General features: G+C 63.2%; 16 protein-coding genes. 13 read left to right on the top strand and 3 right to left on the bottom strand.

What is annotated here, in order from left to right; genetic code table 11:
- A partial coding sequence (locus ACW5CM_RS11280; RefSeq protein WP_457125052.1) for an immunoglobulin domain-containing protein occupies nucleotides 1-994 on the top strand: 994 nt, incomplete at its 5' end.
- Nucleotides 995-1,273: 279 nt separating this feature from the next.
- Nucleotides 1,274-4,216: an RCC1 domain-containing protein gene (locus ACW5CM_RS11285; RefSeq protein ID WP_457125053.1), complete on the top strand. Its 2,943-nt coding sequence runs from the start codon at nucleotides 1,274-1,276 to the stop codon at nucleotides 4,214-4,216.
- Nucleotides 4,217-4,279: 63 nt separating this feature from the next.
- Here the strand turns inward: ACW5CM_RS11285 and ACW5CM_RS11290 are convergent, their stop codons facing one another.
- Nucleotides 4,280-4,786, bottom strand: coding sequence for a hypothetical protein (locus ACW5CM_RS11290; protein ID WP_457125054.1), 507 nt, complete (start codon nucleotides 4,784-4,786; stop codon nucleotides 4,280-4,282).
- Nucleotides 4,787-5,023: 237 nt separating this feature from the next.
- Between ACW5CM_RS11290 and ACW5CM_RS11295 the strand changes: the two genes are divergently transcribed.
- From ACW5CM_RS11295 to ACW5CM_RS11310, 4 genes are all read left to right on the top strand, one after another.
- Nucleotides 5,024-6,463, top strand: coding sequence for a cell wall-binding repeat-containing protein (locus tag ACW5CM_RS11295; protein WP_438254496.1), 1,440 nt, complete (start codon nucleotides 5,024-5,026; stop codon nucleotides 6,461-6,463).
- Between the two features lie 126 nt (nucleotides 6,464-6,589).
- Nucleotides 6,590-7,036, top strand: coding sequence for an aromatic acid exporter family protein (locus tag ACW5CM_RS11300; protein WP_457125055.1), 447 nt, complete (start codon nucleotides 6,590-6,592; stop codon nucleotides 7,034-7,036).
- A gap of 210 nt (nucleotides 7,037-7,246) precedes the next feature.
- Nucleotides 7,247-9,184, top strand: coding sequence for a threonine--tRNA ligase (gene thrS / locus ACW5CM_RS11305; RefSeq protein ID WP_438254854.1), 1,938 nt, complete (start codon nucleotides 7,247-7,249; stop codon nucleotides 9,182-9,184).
- Nucleotides 9,181-9,735: an HIT family protein gene (locus tag ACW5CM_RS11310; RefSeq protein ID WP_457125056.1), complete on the top strand. Its 555-nt coding sequence runs from the start codon at nucleotides 9,181-9,183 to the stop codon at nucleotides 9,733-9,735. The genes thrS and ACW5CM_RS11310 overlap by 4 nt, the downstream gene beginning before the upstream one ends.
- Here the strand turns inward: ACW5CM_RS11310 and pdxY are convergent.
- Nucleotides 9,723-10,574, bottom strand: a complete 852-nt coding sequence (gene pdxY, locus ACW5CM_RS11315; protein WP_439254589.1) for a pyridoxal kinase PdxY — start codon at nucleotides 10,572-10,574, stop codon at nucleotides 9,723-9,725. The genes ACW5CM_RS11310 and pdxY overlap by 13 nt on opposite strands.
- Before the next feature lie 40 nt (nucleotides 10,575-10,614).
- Entirely contained in the window at nucleotides 10,615-11,922 is a 1,308-nt protein-coding gene (locus ACW5CM_RS11320) for an aminotransferase class I/II-fold pyridoxal phosphate-dependent enzyme (RefSeq protein WP_457125057.1), read from the bottom strand.
- 96 nt (nucleotides 11,923-12,018) lie between these two features.
- Between ACW5CM_RS11320 and pdxS the strand changes: the two genes are divergently transcribed.
- From pdxS to ruvB, 7 genes are all read left to right on the top strand, one after another.
- A complete protein-coding gene (pdxS, locus tag ACW5CM_RS11325; RefSeq protein WP_438254503.1) occupies nucleotides 12,019-12,918 on the top strand; it encodes a pyridoxal 5'-phosphate synthase lyase subunit PdxS in 900 nt (299 codons plus the stop codon).
- Entirely contained in the window at nucleotides 12,908-13,525 is a 618-nt protein-coding gene (gene pdxT / locus ACW5CM_RS11330; protein WP_457125058.1) for a pyridoxal 5'-phosphate synthase glutaminase subunit PdxT, read from the top strand. The genes pdxS and pdxT overlap by 11 nt, the downstream gene beginning before the upstream one ends.
- Nucleotides 13,526-13,534: 9 nt before the next feature.
- Complete coding sequence (locus ACW5CM_RS11335; RefSeq protein WP_457125059.1) at nucleotides 13,535-14,410, top strand: ribonuclease FAU-1 family protein; 876 nt, start codon at nucleotides 13,535-13,537, stop codon at nucleotides 14,408-14,410.
- Nucleotides 14,411-14,531: 121 nt separating this feature from the next.
- Nucleotides 14,532-15,299 carry a YebC/PmpR family DNA-binding transcriptional regulator gene (locus tag ACW5CM_RS11340; RefSeq protein ID WP_438254509.1) on the top strand — a complete coding sequence of 256 codons (768 nt, stop codon included), beginning with the start codon at nucleotides 14,532-14,534 and terminating at the stop codon, nucleotides 15,297-15,299.
- A 57-nt stretch (nucleotides 15,300-15,356) separates the two neighbouring features.
- Nucleotides 15,357-15,938, top strand: a complete 582-nt coding sequence (gene ruvC / locus ACW5CM_RS11345; RefSeq protein ID WP_457125060.1) for a crossover junction endodeoxyribonuclease RuvC — start codon at nucleotides 15,357-15,359, stop codon at nucleotides 15,936-15,938.
- A 9-nt stretch (nucleotides 15,939-15,947) separates the two neighbouring features.
- Nucleotides 15,948-16,568, top strand: a complete 621-nt coding sequence (gene ruvA / locus ACW5CM_RS11350) for a Holliday junction branch migration protein RuvA (protein WP_457125061.1) — start codon at nucleotides 15,948-15,950, stop codon at nucleotides 16,566-16,568.
- Nucleotides 16,561-17,604 carry a Holliday junction branch migration DNA helicase RuvB gene (gene ruvB / locus ACW5CM_RS11355; RefSeq protein WP_438254514.1) on the top strand — a complete coding sequence of 348 codons (1,044 nt, stop codon included), beginning with the start codon at nucleotides 16,561-16,563 and terminating at the stop codon, nucleotides 17,602-17,604. The genes ruvA and ruvB overlap by 8 nt, the downstream gene beginning before the upstream one ends.
- The last annotated feature ends 5 nt before the right edge of the window (nucleotides 17,605-17,609 follow it).

Genomic DNA, 17,609 nt, shown 5'->3' on the forward strand with positions numbered 1-17,609 from the left:
GGTCGAGACGACGGGCACCCCGGAACCGAGCTTGTTGTGGGAGTTCAGCACCGACGACGGCGCCACCTGGACTGTGGTTGGTGCAGCGGACGGCACGGTCAGTGATGACGGAAAGACGTTGACTATTGCGGCGACGGAAGCATTGTCTGGCTTCCAGTATCGGGTGACTGTCGAGAACAGTGTTGATGCGGTGACGAGTGAAGCGGCGACGTTGACGGTGTCTGCAGCGCCGGTGGCACCGACAGTCACTGACCCTGTGGATCAGGTGGTGACCGCGGGAGATCCTGCCACGTTTACGGTCGAGACGACGGGCACCCCGGAGCCGAGCTTGTTGTGGGAGTTCAACACCGACGACGGCGTCACCTGGAGCGAGGTGGGTGCAGCGGACGGCACAGTCAGTGATGACGGGAAGACCCTGACCGTTGCGGCGACGGAGGCATTGTCTGGCTTCCAGTATCGGGTGACCGCTGAAAACACGGTTGATGTGGTGACGAGTGAAGCGGCAACGCTGACGGTGACTGCAGCGCCGGTGGCGCCGACGGTGACTGACCCTGCAGATCAGGTGGTGACGGCGGGGGATGCTGCCATGTTTACGGTTGAGGCGACGGGCACTCCGGTGCCGAGCTTGTTGTGGGAGTTCAGCACCGATGACGGTGTCACCTGGATTGCGGTGGGTGCAGCGGATGGCACGGTCCGTGATGACGGGAAAACCCTGACCGTTACCGCGAGCGAGGCCTTGTCTGGCTTCCTGTATCGGGTGACTGCTGAGAACAGTGTTGGTGCGGTGACGAGTGCTGTGGCAACGCTGACGGTGTCTGCAGCGCCGGTGATTCCGCCGGTCACTGATCCGGTGGCTCCGCCGGTGACTGACTCTGTGGGTGAAACGGATCTAGCTCGCACGGGCAGTGATCCTGTACCGGCTATCGCGGCAGCAGTTCTCTTTGCGCTAGTTGGAGCTGGTCTTCTACTTGCCTCGCGGCGCAAGCACGCGTAGGTGTGTGGCGCATTCGTTCGAAGTATCGGGACGAATGCGCGCTGCTGCACATTATTTTCTGGCTCGAGGTTGAGCTGCCATATGGATAGAACGACAAGAGGTTGTTGAGTGATGTTGCGTAACGTGTTGCGGGGACTGCTCGCTGTGAGTGTGGCGGTAGGGCTCGTCGGGGTGGGGGTCGCGGCGAACGCGGCGCCAGATCCGGCGAACGCGGGATCGATACCGACGAGTGCGGTGCTGGCCCCGACGAGCGGACCTACGACAGGGGGTACCGAGGTTATGATCGAACCACCTCCCGGGGTGACCTTCACACAGGTGAGTGCAGGCCGTGAACATTCGGTCGCGCTTGCTGAAGACGGCACCGCGTATGCCTGGGGAGAGAACAACCTCGGGCAGCTGGGTGACGGCACAAGCGGGGACAGTCTGGTGCCGGTGCGGGTGGATATGCCTGATGGGGTGAAATTTACGCAGGTGAGTGCAGGCGGCTCACATTCGGTCGCGGTTACTGCAGACGGTACCGCGTATGCCTGGGGAGACAACAGCCGCGGGCAGATGGGTACCGGTGAAGGCTCGGTTATTGTGCGGGCGCCAGTGGAGGTAGAGATGCCTGGCGGGCTGGCCTTTACGCAGGTGAGTGCAGCTTATCTTCATTCGGTCGCGCTTGCTGCAGACGGTACCGCGTATGCCTGGGGATACAACCGCGACGGGCAGCTGGGTAACGATTCACTCGTTGGCAGCTCCGTGCCGGTGCGGGTGCATATCCCTGATGGGGTGACTCTTACGCAGGTGAGTGCAGGCTCTTCACATTCGATCGCGGTTGCTGAAGACGGTGCCGCGTATGCCTGGGGAAACAACACCTACGGGGAGCTGGGTAACGGTAGAACCGCGTTCATGCCGGTGCAGGTGCCGGTGCAGGTGTCTGCTGAGGTGTCTTTTACACAGGTGAGTGCAGGCAGTGCGTATTCGCTCGCGGTTGCTGACGACGGTGCCGCGTACGCCTGGGGATCCAACAGGTTCGGGAGGCTGGGTAACGGCACAGCCACGGAGATTCAGGTGCCGAATCCGGTGCCGGGGCGGGTGCAGATGCCTGATGAGGTGACCTTTACGCAGGTGAGTGCAGGCATGTTACATTCGGTCGCGGTTGATGAAGACGGTACCGCGTATGCCTGGGGATACAACTACGTTGGGGAGCTGGGTGACGGCAAAAACACGGACAGTCATGTGCCGGTGCGGGTGGAGATGCCTGATCAGGCGACTTTTACGCAGGTGAGTGCAAGCTCTGCGTATTCGGCCGCGCTTACTGAAGACGGTACCGCGTATGCCTGGGGAGACAACGACTACGGGCAGCTGGGCGACGGTACCAAGGATCAGAGGAACGTGCCGACCCCGGTTCTTACGGATGCGACAGTAACGGGTGTTTCGTTTGGCGGGGAGAGTGCAACCAATCTCGTGGATAACGGCGACGAGTCGTGGACGGCCACTACTCCGCCTCACGATGCTGGCCCAGTTGATGTTGTTGTGTCGTGGGAGCTGAACGGTGTGGCCCAACCAGACATCACGTATGCGGACGCGTTCACCTATGTCGCTCCCGATGTGGCTCCGACGGTTTCTGATCCTGCAGACCAGGTGGTGACGGCGGGGGACGCTGCCTTGTTTACGGTCGAGGCGACGGGCACCCCGGAACCCGGTGTGACGTGGGAGTTCAGCGCCGATGACGGAGGTACCTGGACTGTGGTTGGTGCAGCGGATGGCACGGTCAGTGTCGACGGAAAGACCCTGACTGTTACCGCAACCGAGGCATTGTCTGGAACCCTGTATCGGGCGACAGCCGAAAACACGGTTGGTACGGTGACCAGTGCTGCGGCGGCTTTGACGGTTTCTGCTGTGCCGGTGGCACCGCAGGTTACTGACCCTGCAGATCAGGCGGTGACGGCGGGAGATCCTGCCACGTTTACAGTCGACACGACGGGCACCCCGGAACCCGGTGTGACGTGGGAGTTCAGCGCCGATGACGGCGCCACCTGGAGCGAGGTCACTGCAGCAGATGGCACGGTCCGTAGTGACGGAAAGACCCTGACTGTTACCGCAACCGAGGCATTGTCTGGAACCCTGTATCGGGCGACAGCCGAAAACACGGTTGGTACGGTGACGAGCGCTGCGGCGACGCTGACGGTGTCTGCAGTGCCGGTAGCTCCGACAGTCACTGACCCTGTGGATCAGGTGGTGACCGCGGGAGATCCTGCCACGTTTACAGTCGAGGCGACGGGTACCCCGGAACCTAGCTTGTTGTGGGAATTCAGCACCGATGACGGAAGCACTTGGAGTGCGGTTGGTGCAGCGGATGGCACGGTCAGTGATGAGGGGAAGACCCTGACTGTTACCGCGACCGAGGCATTGTCGGGCTTCCAGTATCGGGTGACAGCCGAAAACAGTGTTGGTGTAGTGTCCAGTGCTCCAGCGACATTGACGGTGTCTGCAGTGCCGGTGGCTCCGACGGTTACTGATCCTGAAGACCAGGTGGTGACGGCGGGGGATGCTGCCATGTTTACGGTCGAGGCGACGGGAACCCCGGAACCCGGTGTGACGTGGGAGCTCAGCGCCGATGACGGCGCCACCTGGAGTGCGGTTGGTGCAGCGGATGGCACGGTCAGTAGTGACGGAAAGACCCTGACTGTTACGACGACCGAGGCATTGTCTGGCTTCCAGTACCGGGCGACTGCCGAAAACACGGTTGGTGTGGTGACGAGTGCTGCGGCGACGCTGACGGTGACTGCTGCGCCGGTGGCACCGACGGTTACTGATCCTGAAGACCAGGCGGTCACCGCGGGGGATGTTGCCACGTTTACGGTCGAGACGACGGGCACTCCGGAACCGAGCTTGTTGTGGGAGTTCAGCGCCGATGACGGTGTCACCTGGAGTGCGGTTGGTGCAGCGGATGGCACGGTCAGTGGTGACGGGAAGACCCTGACTGTTACCGCGGCCGAGGCATTGTCTGGCTTCCAGTATCGGGCAACAGCCGAAAACACGGTTGGTGTGGTGACGAGTGCTGCGGCGACATTGACGGTGGCTGCTGTGCCGGTGGCACCGCCGGTCACTGATCCTGTGGGTGAAACGGATCTAGCACGCACGGGCAGTGATCCTGTACCGGCTATCGCGGCAGCGGTTCTCCTTGCGCTAGTCGGAGTTGGCCTGGTGCTCACCTCGCGGCGCAAACAGGCGTAGGTGTGTGGCGCATTCGCCCCAAATTGTTGGGTCGAATGCGCCAGTTGCACTGCGCAGGAACCATCACGCCAACGGCCGGTATGCCTTGGCCAATCGAGGAGGAAGGTCGGAGAGCATGAGAGTGTCCTCGTTGCTTAACTCGTCGTCTGCATTATCGAGTTCATAGATGTCGCTGAGTAGCCTGTCAATGATGGTGTTGCTCGCATGACAGGGAGAACCTTTGATGAGGTCGTTCGCGCGCAGTTGAGCAGCGCGCTTTTCGGGGCTCAGCGACTCAGCGTCGTCTTCGTCGTTTTGCTCGCTGTCGAGCTCCCAGTCAATGCCGGTGAGTAGATGTGCATGGCGAGCGATGCGTTCCTCGCCGGAAATATCGTCGCAGACCGCAGAAGTGACCTCCGAGGGTGCTGTCCTAACGCTGGTGGGAGCGGGGCACGACTGCGGGTCAGAGTCGGACCAGAGCACCGATATGAAGGCACCGGACACTTCCGCGGCATCGTTTTCCTGCAGGACCGCGAACTCATCCAATAAACAGTAAAAGGCTCCGTATAGATGAACGTCGAGATTCTGCACACCAACGCACACTAGATGGTGGCGACGATTGGACGCCGGTGTCTCGAAATGACACAATTACACGACCGGGAACTGTCGTGAATCTGGGACAAAGTCGGACATCGTGACCGTGAACGGTCAGGATGTCATGGTGCTCACACACCTTCGATCCCAGTATCGCGCACAGAGAACCCCGGTTGTGCCGGGTTTTTTTATGCCCGGATGGGTATCGGCGGGGGCTGATCAGAAAGACACACCATGCGATTCAAGATCGTCCTCGCTGCAGCCGTTGCTGTGTTGCTTGGCCTCACAACGGCCGTTCCCGCCAACGCCGCTGACACCAACGCAGATTCACCGAACGTCGCATACAACGAGGTGCTCAGCGTTCAGCAAGCGCGCCAGCTGATTTTCAACGAGACCAATGCTGCGCGCGCAAGCAAGGGCCTCCCCGCGCTGAAGCAGTCCAGCGGCCTGACCGACTTGGCGCAAGGCTGGTCACAACAGCAGGCCCGAGCCGATCGGATGTATCACAACCCGAACTACGCCTCCGGGTCACCGGCAGGCTGGTTCTGGCTGGCGGAGAATGTGGCCGCCGGCTACAACTACACCGATGTCGTCGATGCGTGGCTGCGTTCTCCCGGTCACTACCGCAACATCATGAACGCCAACGCCACCCATATCGGCATCGGCATCGCCTACAGCGCGACACGAGGCACGGCCTACTTCACCCAGAACTTCGGCGGGTACTCGTCATCACCCGATTCGGGAATCGACGACGTCGTTGTGACGCCGTCGACGGTGAAGGTCTCACGATTGTGGGGCGCTGATCGCTATGAAACGGCGCGCCGCATCCTCTCGCAGTTCCCCAAGAGCGACACGTTGTATGTTGCATCCGGTCAGGTATTCGCCGACGCTCTGTCGGCAGCAGCCATCGCTGGACGAAGCGGCGACCCTGTGGTCATCACACCGTCACAGGGGCTCACGGACAACCTCATCCACTCCATCTGGAAGCGCAGCCCGAAGCGCATCATCATCATGGGCGGTACAGGGGCTGTCAGCGAGAACGTCGTCAACCAGCTTCGTCGGTATCTGCCGAACACCGAATACATCCGCATGGCAGGGGCCGACCGCTATGCGACGAGCATGATGGCGGTGGAGAAGCTCTGGCAGGGCAAGCTTGAGCACGCCTACCTCGCGGTGGGATCCAACTATCCGGATGCCCTCGCAGCTGCCCCGGCCGCGATCAAACAGGGCGCGACCGTCATCCCCGTTCGGGGCGCTAAACCTGACGCTCAGCTGTTGTCGCTGTTGCAGAAGAAGGGCGTGAAGAAGATCACCCTCGTCGGCAGCACGGGTGTCATTCCGAGCAGCTTCGAGCAGAGTCTCAGGTCGAAGGGATTCAGCGTCACTCGTCTGGGCGGTCAGGATCGGTACGCCACCGCCGAGGCGATCGCGAAGAAGGTTTTCCCCGGCGCACAGGAGAAAGCCTTCATCGCAACCGGCTCCAACTTCGCGGATGCTCTGGCCGCTGCGCCACTGGCCGGCAAGACGAAATCACCGCTGCTGCTGTCGCGGACGACATGCTTGCCCGCAGGAACATCTGCCTATCTGAAGAGCAGTACAACCCGTCAGGTCGTGCTGTTGGGCGGTTCAGGTGTTCTCACGAACGCGATTGAACGACACCTCGCCAGCTGCTGACCCGCGAACCCTCATCGGGCGCGGTGTCAATGGGGCAGTCGCATTCGGCGACACGGGCGATGATCTGATTCTGCACACAGATCGTATTACGCGCCTCTCGGCGTTCTCGTCAGCATGTATCCGACGTTGGCAGGGTCCGCGCGGGCGGGGGTGCAGTCGCTGGCGGGACTCGCGATCGGCATCGCGCTCGGAGTCGGAGGATTGGGAATCGTGCTCCTGGGCGGTCCCGCCGTCGTCGCCGTTGTCATCGCGGCCGGGATCATCATCGGAGGAATCAGGGTTCTCGGTGCCGGCAGCGACTGGGTAGCCATCGCCGGACTGTTCGTCCTCCTGCTGGGTGGCACCGCAGCCGATGAGTTCTCCGTGTCTTATCTGCTGACGATGGCCTTCGGCATCATCGTCGGAGTTCTGACGAACCTTCTTGTGTTCCCTCCGCTTCATCTTCGACGTGCCGCTGCACGCCTATCGGCTTTGCGTGATGCGACGGCCACGGCGCTGGATGACATCGCGGATGCATTGCAGCGCGATCGCGCCAGCGCGGAACCGGCATCCGAATTCCGCGACGAAGCCTGACTATTCGCCCGCGTATGCGTACGCCGCCATCGTGTGTGCGAGGCGCATCGTCGACGCCTGCAGGGCGTTCGCCATCGGAACCCGCTGAACGTGCGTCGAAGCATCCCTCGGGCGAGTAATCTGGACGAAGACCTAGTGGAGTGATCTGTGCCTGAAAATGCCCAGCCGAAAGACGGCTTCGCCCTGTTCTCTGACCGTTCCGTCGTTGCCATGCGCGTCGACGGCGAGCTGAAGGATCTCGCGGCTACCGTGACGGATGCCGATGTTGTCGAGCCGGTCACGATCGATAGTGAGGATGGGCTCGCGATCCTGCGGCACTCTGCAGCTCACGTGCTCGCCCAAGCTGTGCAGCGGATCAACCCGCAGGCGAACCTCGGCATCGGCCCGCCCGTCACCGACGGCTTCTACTACGACTTCGGCGTCGAAACGCCCTTCACTCCCGAAGACATCAAGGCCATCTCGAAGGAGATGCAGCGCATCATCCGCGAGGGACAGCGCTTCACCCGTCGTGTCGTCACCGAGGCAGAAGCACGCGCCGAGCTGGCGGACGAACCGTTCAAGCTCGAGCTCATCGAACTCGCCGGTGGCCCCGGTTCCGGGGCGAATGCCGCTGAGGGCGCGTCTGCGGAGATCGGCGCGGGCGAGCTGACCATCTACGACAACGTTTCCAAGGACGGCGAGGTGGTCTGGAAGGACCTCTGCCGGGGCCCGCACCTGCCGAGCACGCGCATGATCGGCAATGGTTGGGACCTCACGCGCATCGCTGCCGCATACTGGCGCGGTAGCGAGAAGAATCCGCAGCTGCAGCGCATCTACGGAACGGCCTGGCCGAGCAAGGATGAACTGAAGGCCTACAAGGACCGTCTCGCCGAGGCCGAGCGCCGCGATCACCGCAAGCTCGGCGTCGAGATGGATCTGTTCTCCTTCCCGGACGAGATCGGCTCGGGACTCGCGGTCTTCCATCCCAAGGGCGGAATCATCCGCTACGAGATCGAAGAGAACCTGCGCAGGCATCTGCTGCGCAACGGCTACGACGTAGTCAACAGTCCGCACATCACCAAGAAGGATCTGTTCCAGACTTCTGGGCACCTGCAGACCTACTCGGACGGCATGTTCCCTCCGATGCACCTCGACGAGATTACGGACGAGGACGGCAACGTCACGAGGCAGGGCCAGGACTATTACCTGAAGCCGATGAACTGCCCGTTCCACAACCTCATCTATCGCTCGCGCGGACGTTCATACCGTGAGCTGCCGCTGCGATTGGCCGAGTTCGGAACCGTATACCGCTATGAGAAGAGCGGCACACTGTCGGGCCTCACCCGTGTGCGCGGTCTCACCCAGGATGACGCGCACATCTACGTCGCCCAGGACCAGGTGCAAGAAGAGCTCACGACGAACCTCAATCTCGTGCTTGATCTGCTCCGCGATTACGGTCTGAATGACTTCTACCTCGAGCTGTCGACCAACGAGGAGGGCAACCCGAAGTTCCTGGGCGAGCCGGAGCAGTGGACAACTGCGATCGAGTCACTGCGTCAGGTCGCCGTGGCATCCGGTCTGGAGCTCGTCGCCGATCCCGGAGGCGCCGCGTTCTACGGCCCGAAGATCTCGGTGCAGGCGCGTGACGCGATCGGACGCACCTGGCAGATGTCGACCATTCAGCTCGACTTCAACCAGCCTGAACGCTTCGAACTCGAATACACCGGCTCCGACGGCCAGAAGCATCGTCCGGTGATGATTCACCGTGCACTGCTCGGGTCCGTTGAGCGCTTCTTCGCGATCCTCCTCGAGCACTACGCCGGCGACTTCCCGGTATGGCTGGCCCCGATGCAGGTTGTTGGTGTGCCGGTAGCAGAGCAGTATTCGGAATACCTCGACGGCGTGATCGCCCAGCTGCGCCAACAAGATGTGCGTGCGGAAGTGGATCACTCCGATGACCGGATGCAGAAGAAGATTCGCAACCACACCACGGCCAAGGTCCCGCTGATGCTCATCGCCGGTGAGCAGGATCGGGATGCCGGTACCGTCTCGTTCCGCTTCCGCGACGGCACGCAGGAAAACGGTGTGCCGATTGCGGATGCTGTCGCCCGCATCCGTGCGGCCATCGCATCGCATGCGCTTGTGCACACGGCGGAAGACCTCGCATGATCGATAGGGATGCCGTCGAGGATGCCGCACACCTCGCCGGCGTCCCCGACGAGTTTCAGCGGCTGTGGACCCCGCACCGGATGGCATACATCCAGGCGGGGCCTGAGCCGCTGCGCGAAGAGTGTCCGTTCTGCGAGGCGCCGAAGCATCCCGATGCCGAGCGTCTGATCGTCGCCCGCGGGAAGACTGCCTACGTGCTGCTGAATCTCTTTCCGTACAATTCCGGCCACCTGCTGGTCTGCCCGTATCGGCACATCGCCACCTACGATCAGGCCACGGCAGAAGAGGTCGCTGAAATCGGCGAGCTCAGCCAGATCGGCATGCGTGTGCTGCGCCAAGTCTCGAACTGCGACGGCTTCAACCTGGGCATGAACCAGGGTGCGGTGGCGGGGGCAGGCGTCGACGCCCACCTTCATCAGCACATCGTGCCGAGGTGGACGTCGGATGCGAACTTCTTCCCGATCATCGCCAAGACGAAGCCGCTGCCGCAACTGCTCGGCGAGGTGCGCGAAGCGGTGGCCGCGGCGTGGTCGAGCGGTCAGCGGACCTGACGCGCAGCGAACTGCATCTTCGGGTGCGCGTAGTACTCCTGCGCCTCGATGAGCTTCAGCTCGCGGGCGTCGGAATCCAGCGTCAGCTGCAGCAGATCGAACACGCTTGACGCGGTGCGCTCCAACGCCACCTGAGCGCTCCGGGTCGAAACGTAGTGCGCGGTGAAGAGCGCCGCGGTGACATCTCCGGACCCGTTGGCCTTCATCGGCAGGAACGGGGTCTGCACGATCCAGGCGCCGGCATCGTCGGCGGCGAGCATTTCGATGGTGCCCTCTTCACGGTCAGGACGCTCCACACTGGTCACCAGAACGATCGACGGGCCCATGGCACGTGCCAGATCAACGGAATCGAGCGTCGACTCCAGTGTGTCCGGCTCAGTTCGGGTGAGGAACCCCAACTCGAACTGATTCGGCGTGATGATGTCAGCGACGGGAACCACCCGCTCGCGCAGAAGCTCAGGGATAGCCGGTGCGACGAAGCATCCGGACTTGGCATTGCCCATGACCGGATCGCACGCGTACAGCGCGGCCGGGTTCGCCGCCTTGACTCGCGCGACGGCATCGATGATCACGTCGCCGATGCCCTCGCCGCCCTGATAGCCGGAAAGAATCGCGTTGACCTCGGGGAAGACCCCGCGCTCTTCGATGCCGGTGATCACGTCTGCGACGTCGCTGGGAGCGATCAGCGGACCACGCCAGGCGCCATAGCCGGTGTGGTTCGAGAAGTTCACAGTGTTGACCGGGAGGACATCGACGCCGATGCGCTGCAGGGGGAACACCGCGGCCGAGTTGCCGACGTGGCCGTAGGCGACAGCTGACTGGATCGAGAGGATCTTCATCTTTGAATCTTCTCACTGCCGGCGGCGTGCTTCGCGCACATCAGTCGATAGCCGCGGCGATATCTGCGACGAGTTGCTCAGCATCGGTGGGGGAAAGGTCATGCACGGTGAGGCGCAGGTGATGGGAAGGCCTGTCCGTGTCGATGAGCGAGAAGCCGTCGCCGGTCCTCACCAGCCACCCTCGTCGCATCAACCGTTCTGACACAATCTGGGCTGGCTGGGGCAACTCGACCCAGAGGTTCATACCGTCGGAGTAGTGGGTGCCGATGCCGTGATCGCGCAGCCGCCCGGCAAAGGCCGTATTTCGCTCGACGTAGTGCGCTCCGGAGGCGCGGATCGACTCTCGCACCTGTTCATTGCTGAGCAGGCCGAGCGTCAGACGCTGCAGCAGGTGACTCACCCAGGTGGTTCCGGGGCTCAGCCGCATCGCGAGTTGGCCGGCTGTTTCCCGGTCGGTGGCAGCCACGGCCAGGCACATGTCGGGACCCAGGAACTTCGACACCGAGCGCAGCAGGGCGAACCGCTTGTGCTCGGGGCCGATCAGAGACTCGTATGGTCGTGATGACAGCATCGAGAAGTGGTCGTCTTCGATGATCAGAACGTAGGGATGCTCCGCCATCAGTTCCCGTAGCGCCGCAGCACGTGCTTGCGAGAGGCTCGCACCGGTCGGGTTCTGCGCGCGCGGTGTGCAAATGACTGCGCGCACACCGGCATCCAGCGCCGCCTGCAGTCCCTCGACGGTCATGCCCTCGTCATCGACCGGGACAGGGACCGCGCGATAGCCACCCAGGCGAACGGTATGGATGCTGGCAAGAAAGCACGGATCCTCCAGAGCGACGGCATCGTCGCGCATCAACGCCTGCGCGAGCAATCGCTCGACGGCATCCACTGCGCCACTGGTGATCGTGATCTGAAAGTCAGACGGGTGCAGGTCGGGAGAGACCCAATCCCGCGCCCAGGCGTCAAGCGCAGTGTCGATGACCGGCTCCCCGTACAGCACCGGCCGGCCGGTCACGCTCGCCAGGACGGGGGACGGGTCCGGGATCAGTCGGGGGTCAGGATTTCCGGTGCCGACATCGCGCAGGACAGTGTCGGCGGCATACCCTTCCTGCGCGACAGCGCTGTGCTCGACGAGCATCGTTCCGGCACGCCCGCGACTGATGACCAGACCGGCTTGGGCGAGTTGCCGGTACGCGGACACAGCTGTGTTGCGGTTGACGCCGAGGCGTGCAGCGAGCTCGCGCACCGGCGGAAGAACCGCGCCCGGGGTCAGGACACCGCGCTGTCGCAGTTCACGCACGCTCGAGGCGATATCGGCTGCCGTCGTACCCGTGATCTGGTCGCTCATGTCACCTCTCGACATATGAGTCTAGGCGGTCTCGAACTGGTGCTATCTTTTGGCATAGATCAATGACTCTGTTTGGATGATTGAAAGGAGCAGCTCATGGCTGCAGACCAGAATTCCACCACCGGATCATCCCGCGTCAAGCGCGGACTCGCTGAGATGCTCAAGGGCGGCGTCATCATGGACGTTGTCACTGCGGAGCAGGCAAAGATCGCGGAGGATGCCGGCGCTGTCGCCGTCATGGCGCTCGAGCGTGTTCCGGCAGACATCCGCGCGCAGGGCGGAGTTTCGCGCATGAGCGACCCGGACATGATCGACAGCATCATCGACACCGTCTCGATCCCGGTTATGGCCAAGGCACGCATCGGTCACTTCGTTGAGGCTCAGGTGCTGCAGGAGCTCGGCGTCGATTACATCGACGAATCGGAGGTGCTTTCGCCTGCCGACTACGTCAATCACATCGACAAGTTCGGCTTCACCGTGCCCTTCGTCTGCGGCGCCACGAACCTCGGTGAGGCCCTGCGCCGCATCAACGAGGGTGCCGCCATGATCCGCTCCAAGGGGGAAGCGGGCACCGGCGATGTCTCTGAGGCGACGAAGCACATTCGTAAGATCCGCTCCGAGATAAACGTGCTGCGATCTATGACCAAGGACGAGCTGTTCGTCGCGGCCAAAGAACTGCAGGCACCGTACGAGCTCGTCGCCGAGATCGCTGAGACGGGCAAGCTCCCGGTCGTGCTCTTCGTCGCCGGGGGAGTCGCAACCCCCGCCGACGCCGCGATGATGATGCAACTCGGCGCTGATGGCGTCTTCGTCGGCTCGGGCATCTTCAAATCGGGTAACCCCGCCGAGCGTGCGGCGGCAATTGTGAAGGCGACGACCTTCTATGACGACGCGAAGGTGGTCGCAGAGGTGTCACGCGGACTCGGCGAGGCGATGGTGGGTATCAACGTCTCGGATCTGCCCGCACCGCACCGGCTCTCCGAGCGTGGCTGGTAACCCCGACGCTCCACGGATCGGCGTTCTCGCGCTGCAGGGCGATGTGCGCGAGCACGAACGCGTGCTGCACGGACTCGGGGCGGACGTCATCCGCGTGCGCCGCCCCGAGGAGCTCGCGACGGTGAGCGGCCTCGTGATTCCCGGCGGCGAATCCACTGTCATTGACAAGCTGTCCCGGCAGTTCGGATTGCAGCAGCCGATCCGGGATGCGATCGCCGGGGGGATGCCCGTACTCGGCACCTGCGCCGGGCTGATCATGCTCGCCGACTGTGTGCGCGACGGAATCGACGGTCAGCAGAGCTTCGGCGGGTTGGACGTGGTCGTCCGGCGCAACGCGTTCGGTCGACAGCTCGAGTCATTCGAAGCCGAACTTGATGTCGCTGTGCTCGGGGCTCCGCCGGTGCGGGCGACCTTCATCCGCGGTCCTGTCGTGGAGTCCGTCGGCACGAGCGCCACGGTGCTGGCCTCGCTGCCGGATGGTCGCGTCGTCGCGGTCGGGAAGGGCCATCTCGTCGGGCTGAGCTTTCACCCGGAGCTCACGGGGGAGTACCGGTTCCACGAACGGCTGGTGAGGGTTACTGCCGTTCACCACGCCGTCACACGATAGCGTGGCGGGATGCGATTGCCGATCGGGTCCACAGCTGTCAGCGCGAGTGGTGGAAACGCCGAACTCATCGGCCGGATCGGCAGCGGGTGGCTCCCGATCTCTGCGGGAACCATGACGCTGGATCAAGCGATCTCCCTCCTCGATGATTCCGGCCGCGACGAGTACGTCGACCCGCTCCTGCGCAGCGCGGTGCCCTCATCCGACGAGGATGCCCCGCGCTTCACACCGGGAGAAGCGATTCTCTGGCGGTACTCGCGCCATATCGAAGCGGCACGGGTGGTCCGTGATGATGCCCAGGGTCTGGTGATCTGGATCCCCTCCGGATCGGCACGTCTGGAATCAGTTCCTGCCGATGGCCGGCGCCCGCGCGAGGTGTCGCTGGATGAACGCTTCAGCGTTCCCTGGAAGATGCAGGAGTCGACGTGGACGGGCCCCGGCATCGTTCGAGTGGCTCCTGCCGGTCGCCCCTGGTCGATCTGGTTCTTCCGTCGCCCGGACGGTACGCCCGACGGCGCCTACGTGAACGTGGAGCTGCCCCACCGCCGCGTCGCCGGTGAAGCCGGCGGAATCTTCTCGCGCGACCTCGTGCTGGACATCTGGATCGATGCCGAGCACCCGGGAGCGCAGGATGTCTGGCTGAAGGATGCCGACGAACTGGAAGCAGCGGTCGCGCAGGGACGCTTCACGGCAGAACAGGCCGAAGCCGTGCGCGTACTGGCTGATCACGCCGGCGCGGAATTCATCGCCACAGGCGGTTGGCCGCTCGATGAGCAGTGGGATGAATGGAAGCCAGATGCCGCATGGGATCTGCCGGTGCCACTGCCGGACAGCTCCGTCATCGACTCCGCACGCCGACGATCAGGGCGGTCGAGCCTGGAGGGCTGAACAACTGGCAGACGGTCCCGCGGACCGTCTCGGCGGGGGCGTTCCCACACGTCACGACCAGATTCTTTAGAATGGACCATGCGCTGCGACGTCAGCAGAGCGAAACGAAGAGCGGAGAAACATGGCCGGGCACTCTAAATGGGCAACTACGAAGCACAAGAAGGCTGTCATCGACTCCCGTCGTGCGAAGTCGTGGGCAAAGCTCATCAAGAACATCGAAGTTGCGGCCAAGCTCGGTGGTGCCGACCTGGCTGGCAACCCGACGCTCTATGACGCGGTGCTCAAAGCGAAGAAGATGTCGGTCCCGAAGGACAACATCGACCGTGCCGTCAAACGCGGCGCCGGTATCGGTGGCGAAGCGATCGAATATACCTCGATCATGTACGAAGGCTACGGTCCCAACGGCGTCGCACTCATGATCGAGTGTCTGACCGATAACAAAAACCGTGCAGCCGCTGAGGTGCGTACGGCACTCACCCGCAACGGTGGCACCCTCGCCGACCCGGGCAGCGTCGCCTACAATTTCACCCGCAAGGGCCTCATCGTTGTCGGTGCGGAAGACACGACCGAAGATGCCGTGATGGAAGCGGTCCTGGAAGCCGGTGCTGAAGAGATCGAGCCGCACGGCGACGGCTTCGGCGTCATCACCGAGGCAACGGATCTGGTCTCCGTGCGCACCGCCTTGCAGGAAGCCGGTATCGACTACGACTCGGCTGATGTGGAGTTCATCCCGAACCTCAAGGTCGAGATCGATGCTGCGACCGCTCGCAAGATCTTCCGCCTCATCGATGCGCTCGAAGACAGCGAAGACGTGCAGAACGTATACAGCAACTTCGACCTCACCGCTGAAGTGCAGGCCGAACTCGAGGAAGACAGCGACGAGGACTGACCTGCCTTCACAGCGCGCCGCTGAAGCCGTCGCTCCTCTGGCACCTAGCCTGGGGGAGTGACGGCTTCTTCTTTGCGCGTGCTCGGTATCGACCCGGGACTGACCCGGTGCGGCATCGGCGTCGTCGACGTGGACCGCGCACGCCGAGGAACCCTCGTGCATGTCGGGGTGATACGAACGTCGCCGGATGCTCCGATCGGCGAACGACTGGCCGGAGTTGCCGCCGGCATCCGAGAGGTTCTCAACGAACATCAGCCGGATGCCGTAGCTGTCGAGCGGGTGTTCGCACAGCACAACAGCCACACGGTGATGGGCACGGCGCAGGCCAGCGGGGTGGCCCTGCTGATCGCCGCAGAGGCGGGCCTGCCCGCGGCGACCCACACCCCGAGTGAGGTAAAAGCGGCAGTCACCGGGTACGGATCGGCCGATAAGAAGCAGGTACAGGCGATGATCGCCCGTATCCTGCGGCTGGATGCCCCACCGCAACCCGCGGACGCGGCCGATGCCCTCGCTATCGCCCTGTGCCATGCGTGGCGGCGAGGCGGTGTTGCAGCGGCAGCTGGCGCTCTGACCCCGGCCCAGCAGGCCTGGGCCGATGCTGAGCGTGTCGCTCGAACATACATACGATCCGGCTCGTAGGCTGGGGAGATGATCTCCTCTCTGCACGGAACCGTGCTGGCCACCGGTGCGGACCATGTCGTCATCGAAGTTGGCGGGGTCGGATTCTTCGTGTTCGTGCCCGGAGACGTCGCTCACACCGCGCGCACTGGCGCTCAGCTGCGGTTGCACACGAGTCTCATCGTGCGCGAAGACGCTCTCACGCTGTACGGCTTTGCCGAGCCGACGGAGCTGGAGGTCTTCGGACAATTGCTCAGTGTCACCGGTGTCGGTCCGAAATCTGCGTTGGGCGTGCTCGGACACCTCAGTGTCGATCAGATCGCTACGGCGGTCATCGACGACGATGACGCACCGTTCCGACGTGTCTCCGGTATCGGACCGAAGACGGCGAAGTTGATCGTCGTGCAGCTTGCCGGAAAACTGCAGCCGCCGTCTCCTGCTGCCGCGTCCACCGCCCCTGGTGCTGTGGACATCACGGCCCAGGTAACCATCGCGCTGGTGGGTCTCGGCTGGTCGGAGAAGGTCGCGGCTGAGGCTGCCGAGGCCGCAGCTGCCGCTGCCAGCGAGTCTGACCGCGGCTCTGTCTCACTGTTGCTGCGCCAGGCGCTTGCTGCGCTGGGGCCGGCCAAGGCGGGAGCAGCACGTGGCTGAGGAGAACTTCTCTGAGGGTCGCGATGCGGCCGAGCCGATCGACGAAACAGAGCTCGCCATCGAAGGTGCGCTGCGGCCGGAGAGCCTCGGCGAGTTCGTCGGGCAGCCGAAGGTTCGCGGACAGCTGCAACTGCTTCTAGACGCGGCACGCATCCAGAACCGGCCACCCGATCACATTCTGCTCGCCGGCCCTCCCGGGTTGGGTAAGACGACTCTCGCGATGATTGTCGCGTACGAGAGTGAACGTCCGCTCCGCCTTTCCAGCGGCCCCGCGATCCAGCACGCCGGCGACCTCGCGGCGCTGCTGTCCAGTCTCATTCCCGGGGAGGTGCTGTTCATCGACGAGATCCACCGGATGGCGCGCTCGGCGGAAGAGATGCTCTACCTCGCGATGGAAGACTTCCGCATCGACATCATGGTTGGAAAGGGCGCGGGCGCCACCAGCATCCCGCTGGATCTTGCGCCCTTCACGCTCGTCGGGGCCACGACGCGCTCTGGTCTGCTGCCGAATCCTTTACGCGACCGCTTCGGCTTCACCGGTCATCTGGAGTTCTATGACGACGGTGACCTCGAGAAGGTGATCGCGCGCTCGTCGAGCGTTCTCGGTGTCGGGCTGCCTGACGACGCGCTGAATGAGATCGCTCGCCGATCCCGAGGTACCCCGCGAATCGCGAACAGGCTTCTGCGCCGGGTCCGCGACTATGCCCTTGTGCATGGAGATCACGGATCGGCATCGATTTCGGACGTCAACGCGGCGTTGGAACTCTACGACGTCGACCCGATCGGCCTCGACCGCCTCGACCGTGCTGTTCTCGACATGCTCGTGCGGCGCTTTCGCGGTGGTCCGGTAGGACTGAGCACGCTCGCCGTGGCCGTCGGTGAAGAGGCGGAGACCGTTGAGAGCGTGGTCGAGCCCTATCTCGTCCGAATCGGATTCCTCGGTCGAACGCCACGCGGACGCGTTGCGACTCCTGAGGCATACCAGCACCTCGGCCTTCAGCATCCGGAAACGGCGACATTGCTCAATGACCTATAATCGCT

It is taken from the genome of Microbacterium wangyouchuni, from assembly GCF_054072595.1.

Excerpts from the sequence above, each read along its gene's own strand:
- ACW5CM_RS11285 (WP_457125053.1), top strand. The coding sequence starts at position 1,274 with ATGATCGAACCACCTCCCGGGGTGACCTTCACACAGGTGAGTGCAGGC.
- ACW5CM_RS11295 (WP_438254496.1), top strand. The coding sequence starts at position 5,024 with ATGCGATTCAAGATCGTCCTCGCTGCAGCCGTTGCTGTGTTGCTTGGC.
- thrS (WP_438254854.1), top strand. The coding sequence starts at position 7,247 with ATGCGCGTCGACGGCGAGCTGAAGGATCTCGCGGCTACCGTGACGGAT.
- ACW5CM_RS11310 (WP_457125056.1), top strand. The coding sequence starts at position 9,181 with ATGATCGATAGGGATGCCGTCGAGGATGCCGCACACCTCGCCGGCGTC.
- pdxY (WP_439254589.1), bottom strand. The coding sequence starts at position 10,574 with ATGAAGATCCTCTCGATCCAGTCAGCTGTCGCCTACGGCCACGTCGGC.
- ACW5CM_RS11320 (WP_457125057.1), bottom strand. The coding sequence starts at position 11,922 with ATGAGCGACCAGATCACGGGTACGACGGCAGCCGATATCGCCTCGAGC.
- pdxS (WP_438254503.1), top strand. The coding sequence starts at position 12,019 with ATGGCTGCAGACCAGAATTCCACCACCGGATCATCCCGCGTCAAGCGC.
- ACW5CM_RS11335 (WP_457125059.1), top strand. The coding sequence starts at position 13,535 with ATGCGATTGCCGATCGGGTCCACAGCTGTCAGCGCGAGTGGTGGAAAC.
- ACW5CM_RS11340 (WP_438254509.1), top strand. The coding sequence starts at position 14,532 with ATGGCCGGGCACTCTAAATGGGCAACTACGAAGCACAAGAAGGCTGTC.
- ruvA (WP_457125061.1), top strand. The coding sequence starts at position 15,948 with ATGATCTCCTCTCTGCACGGAACCGTGCTGGCCACCGGTGCGGACCAT.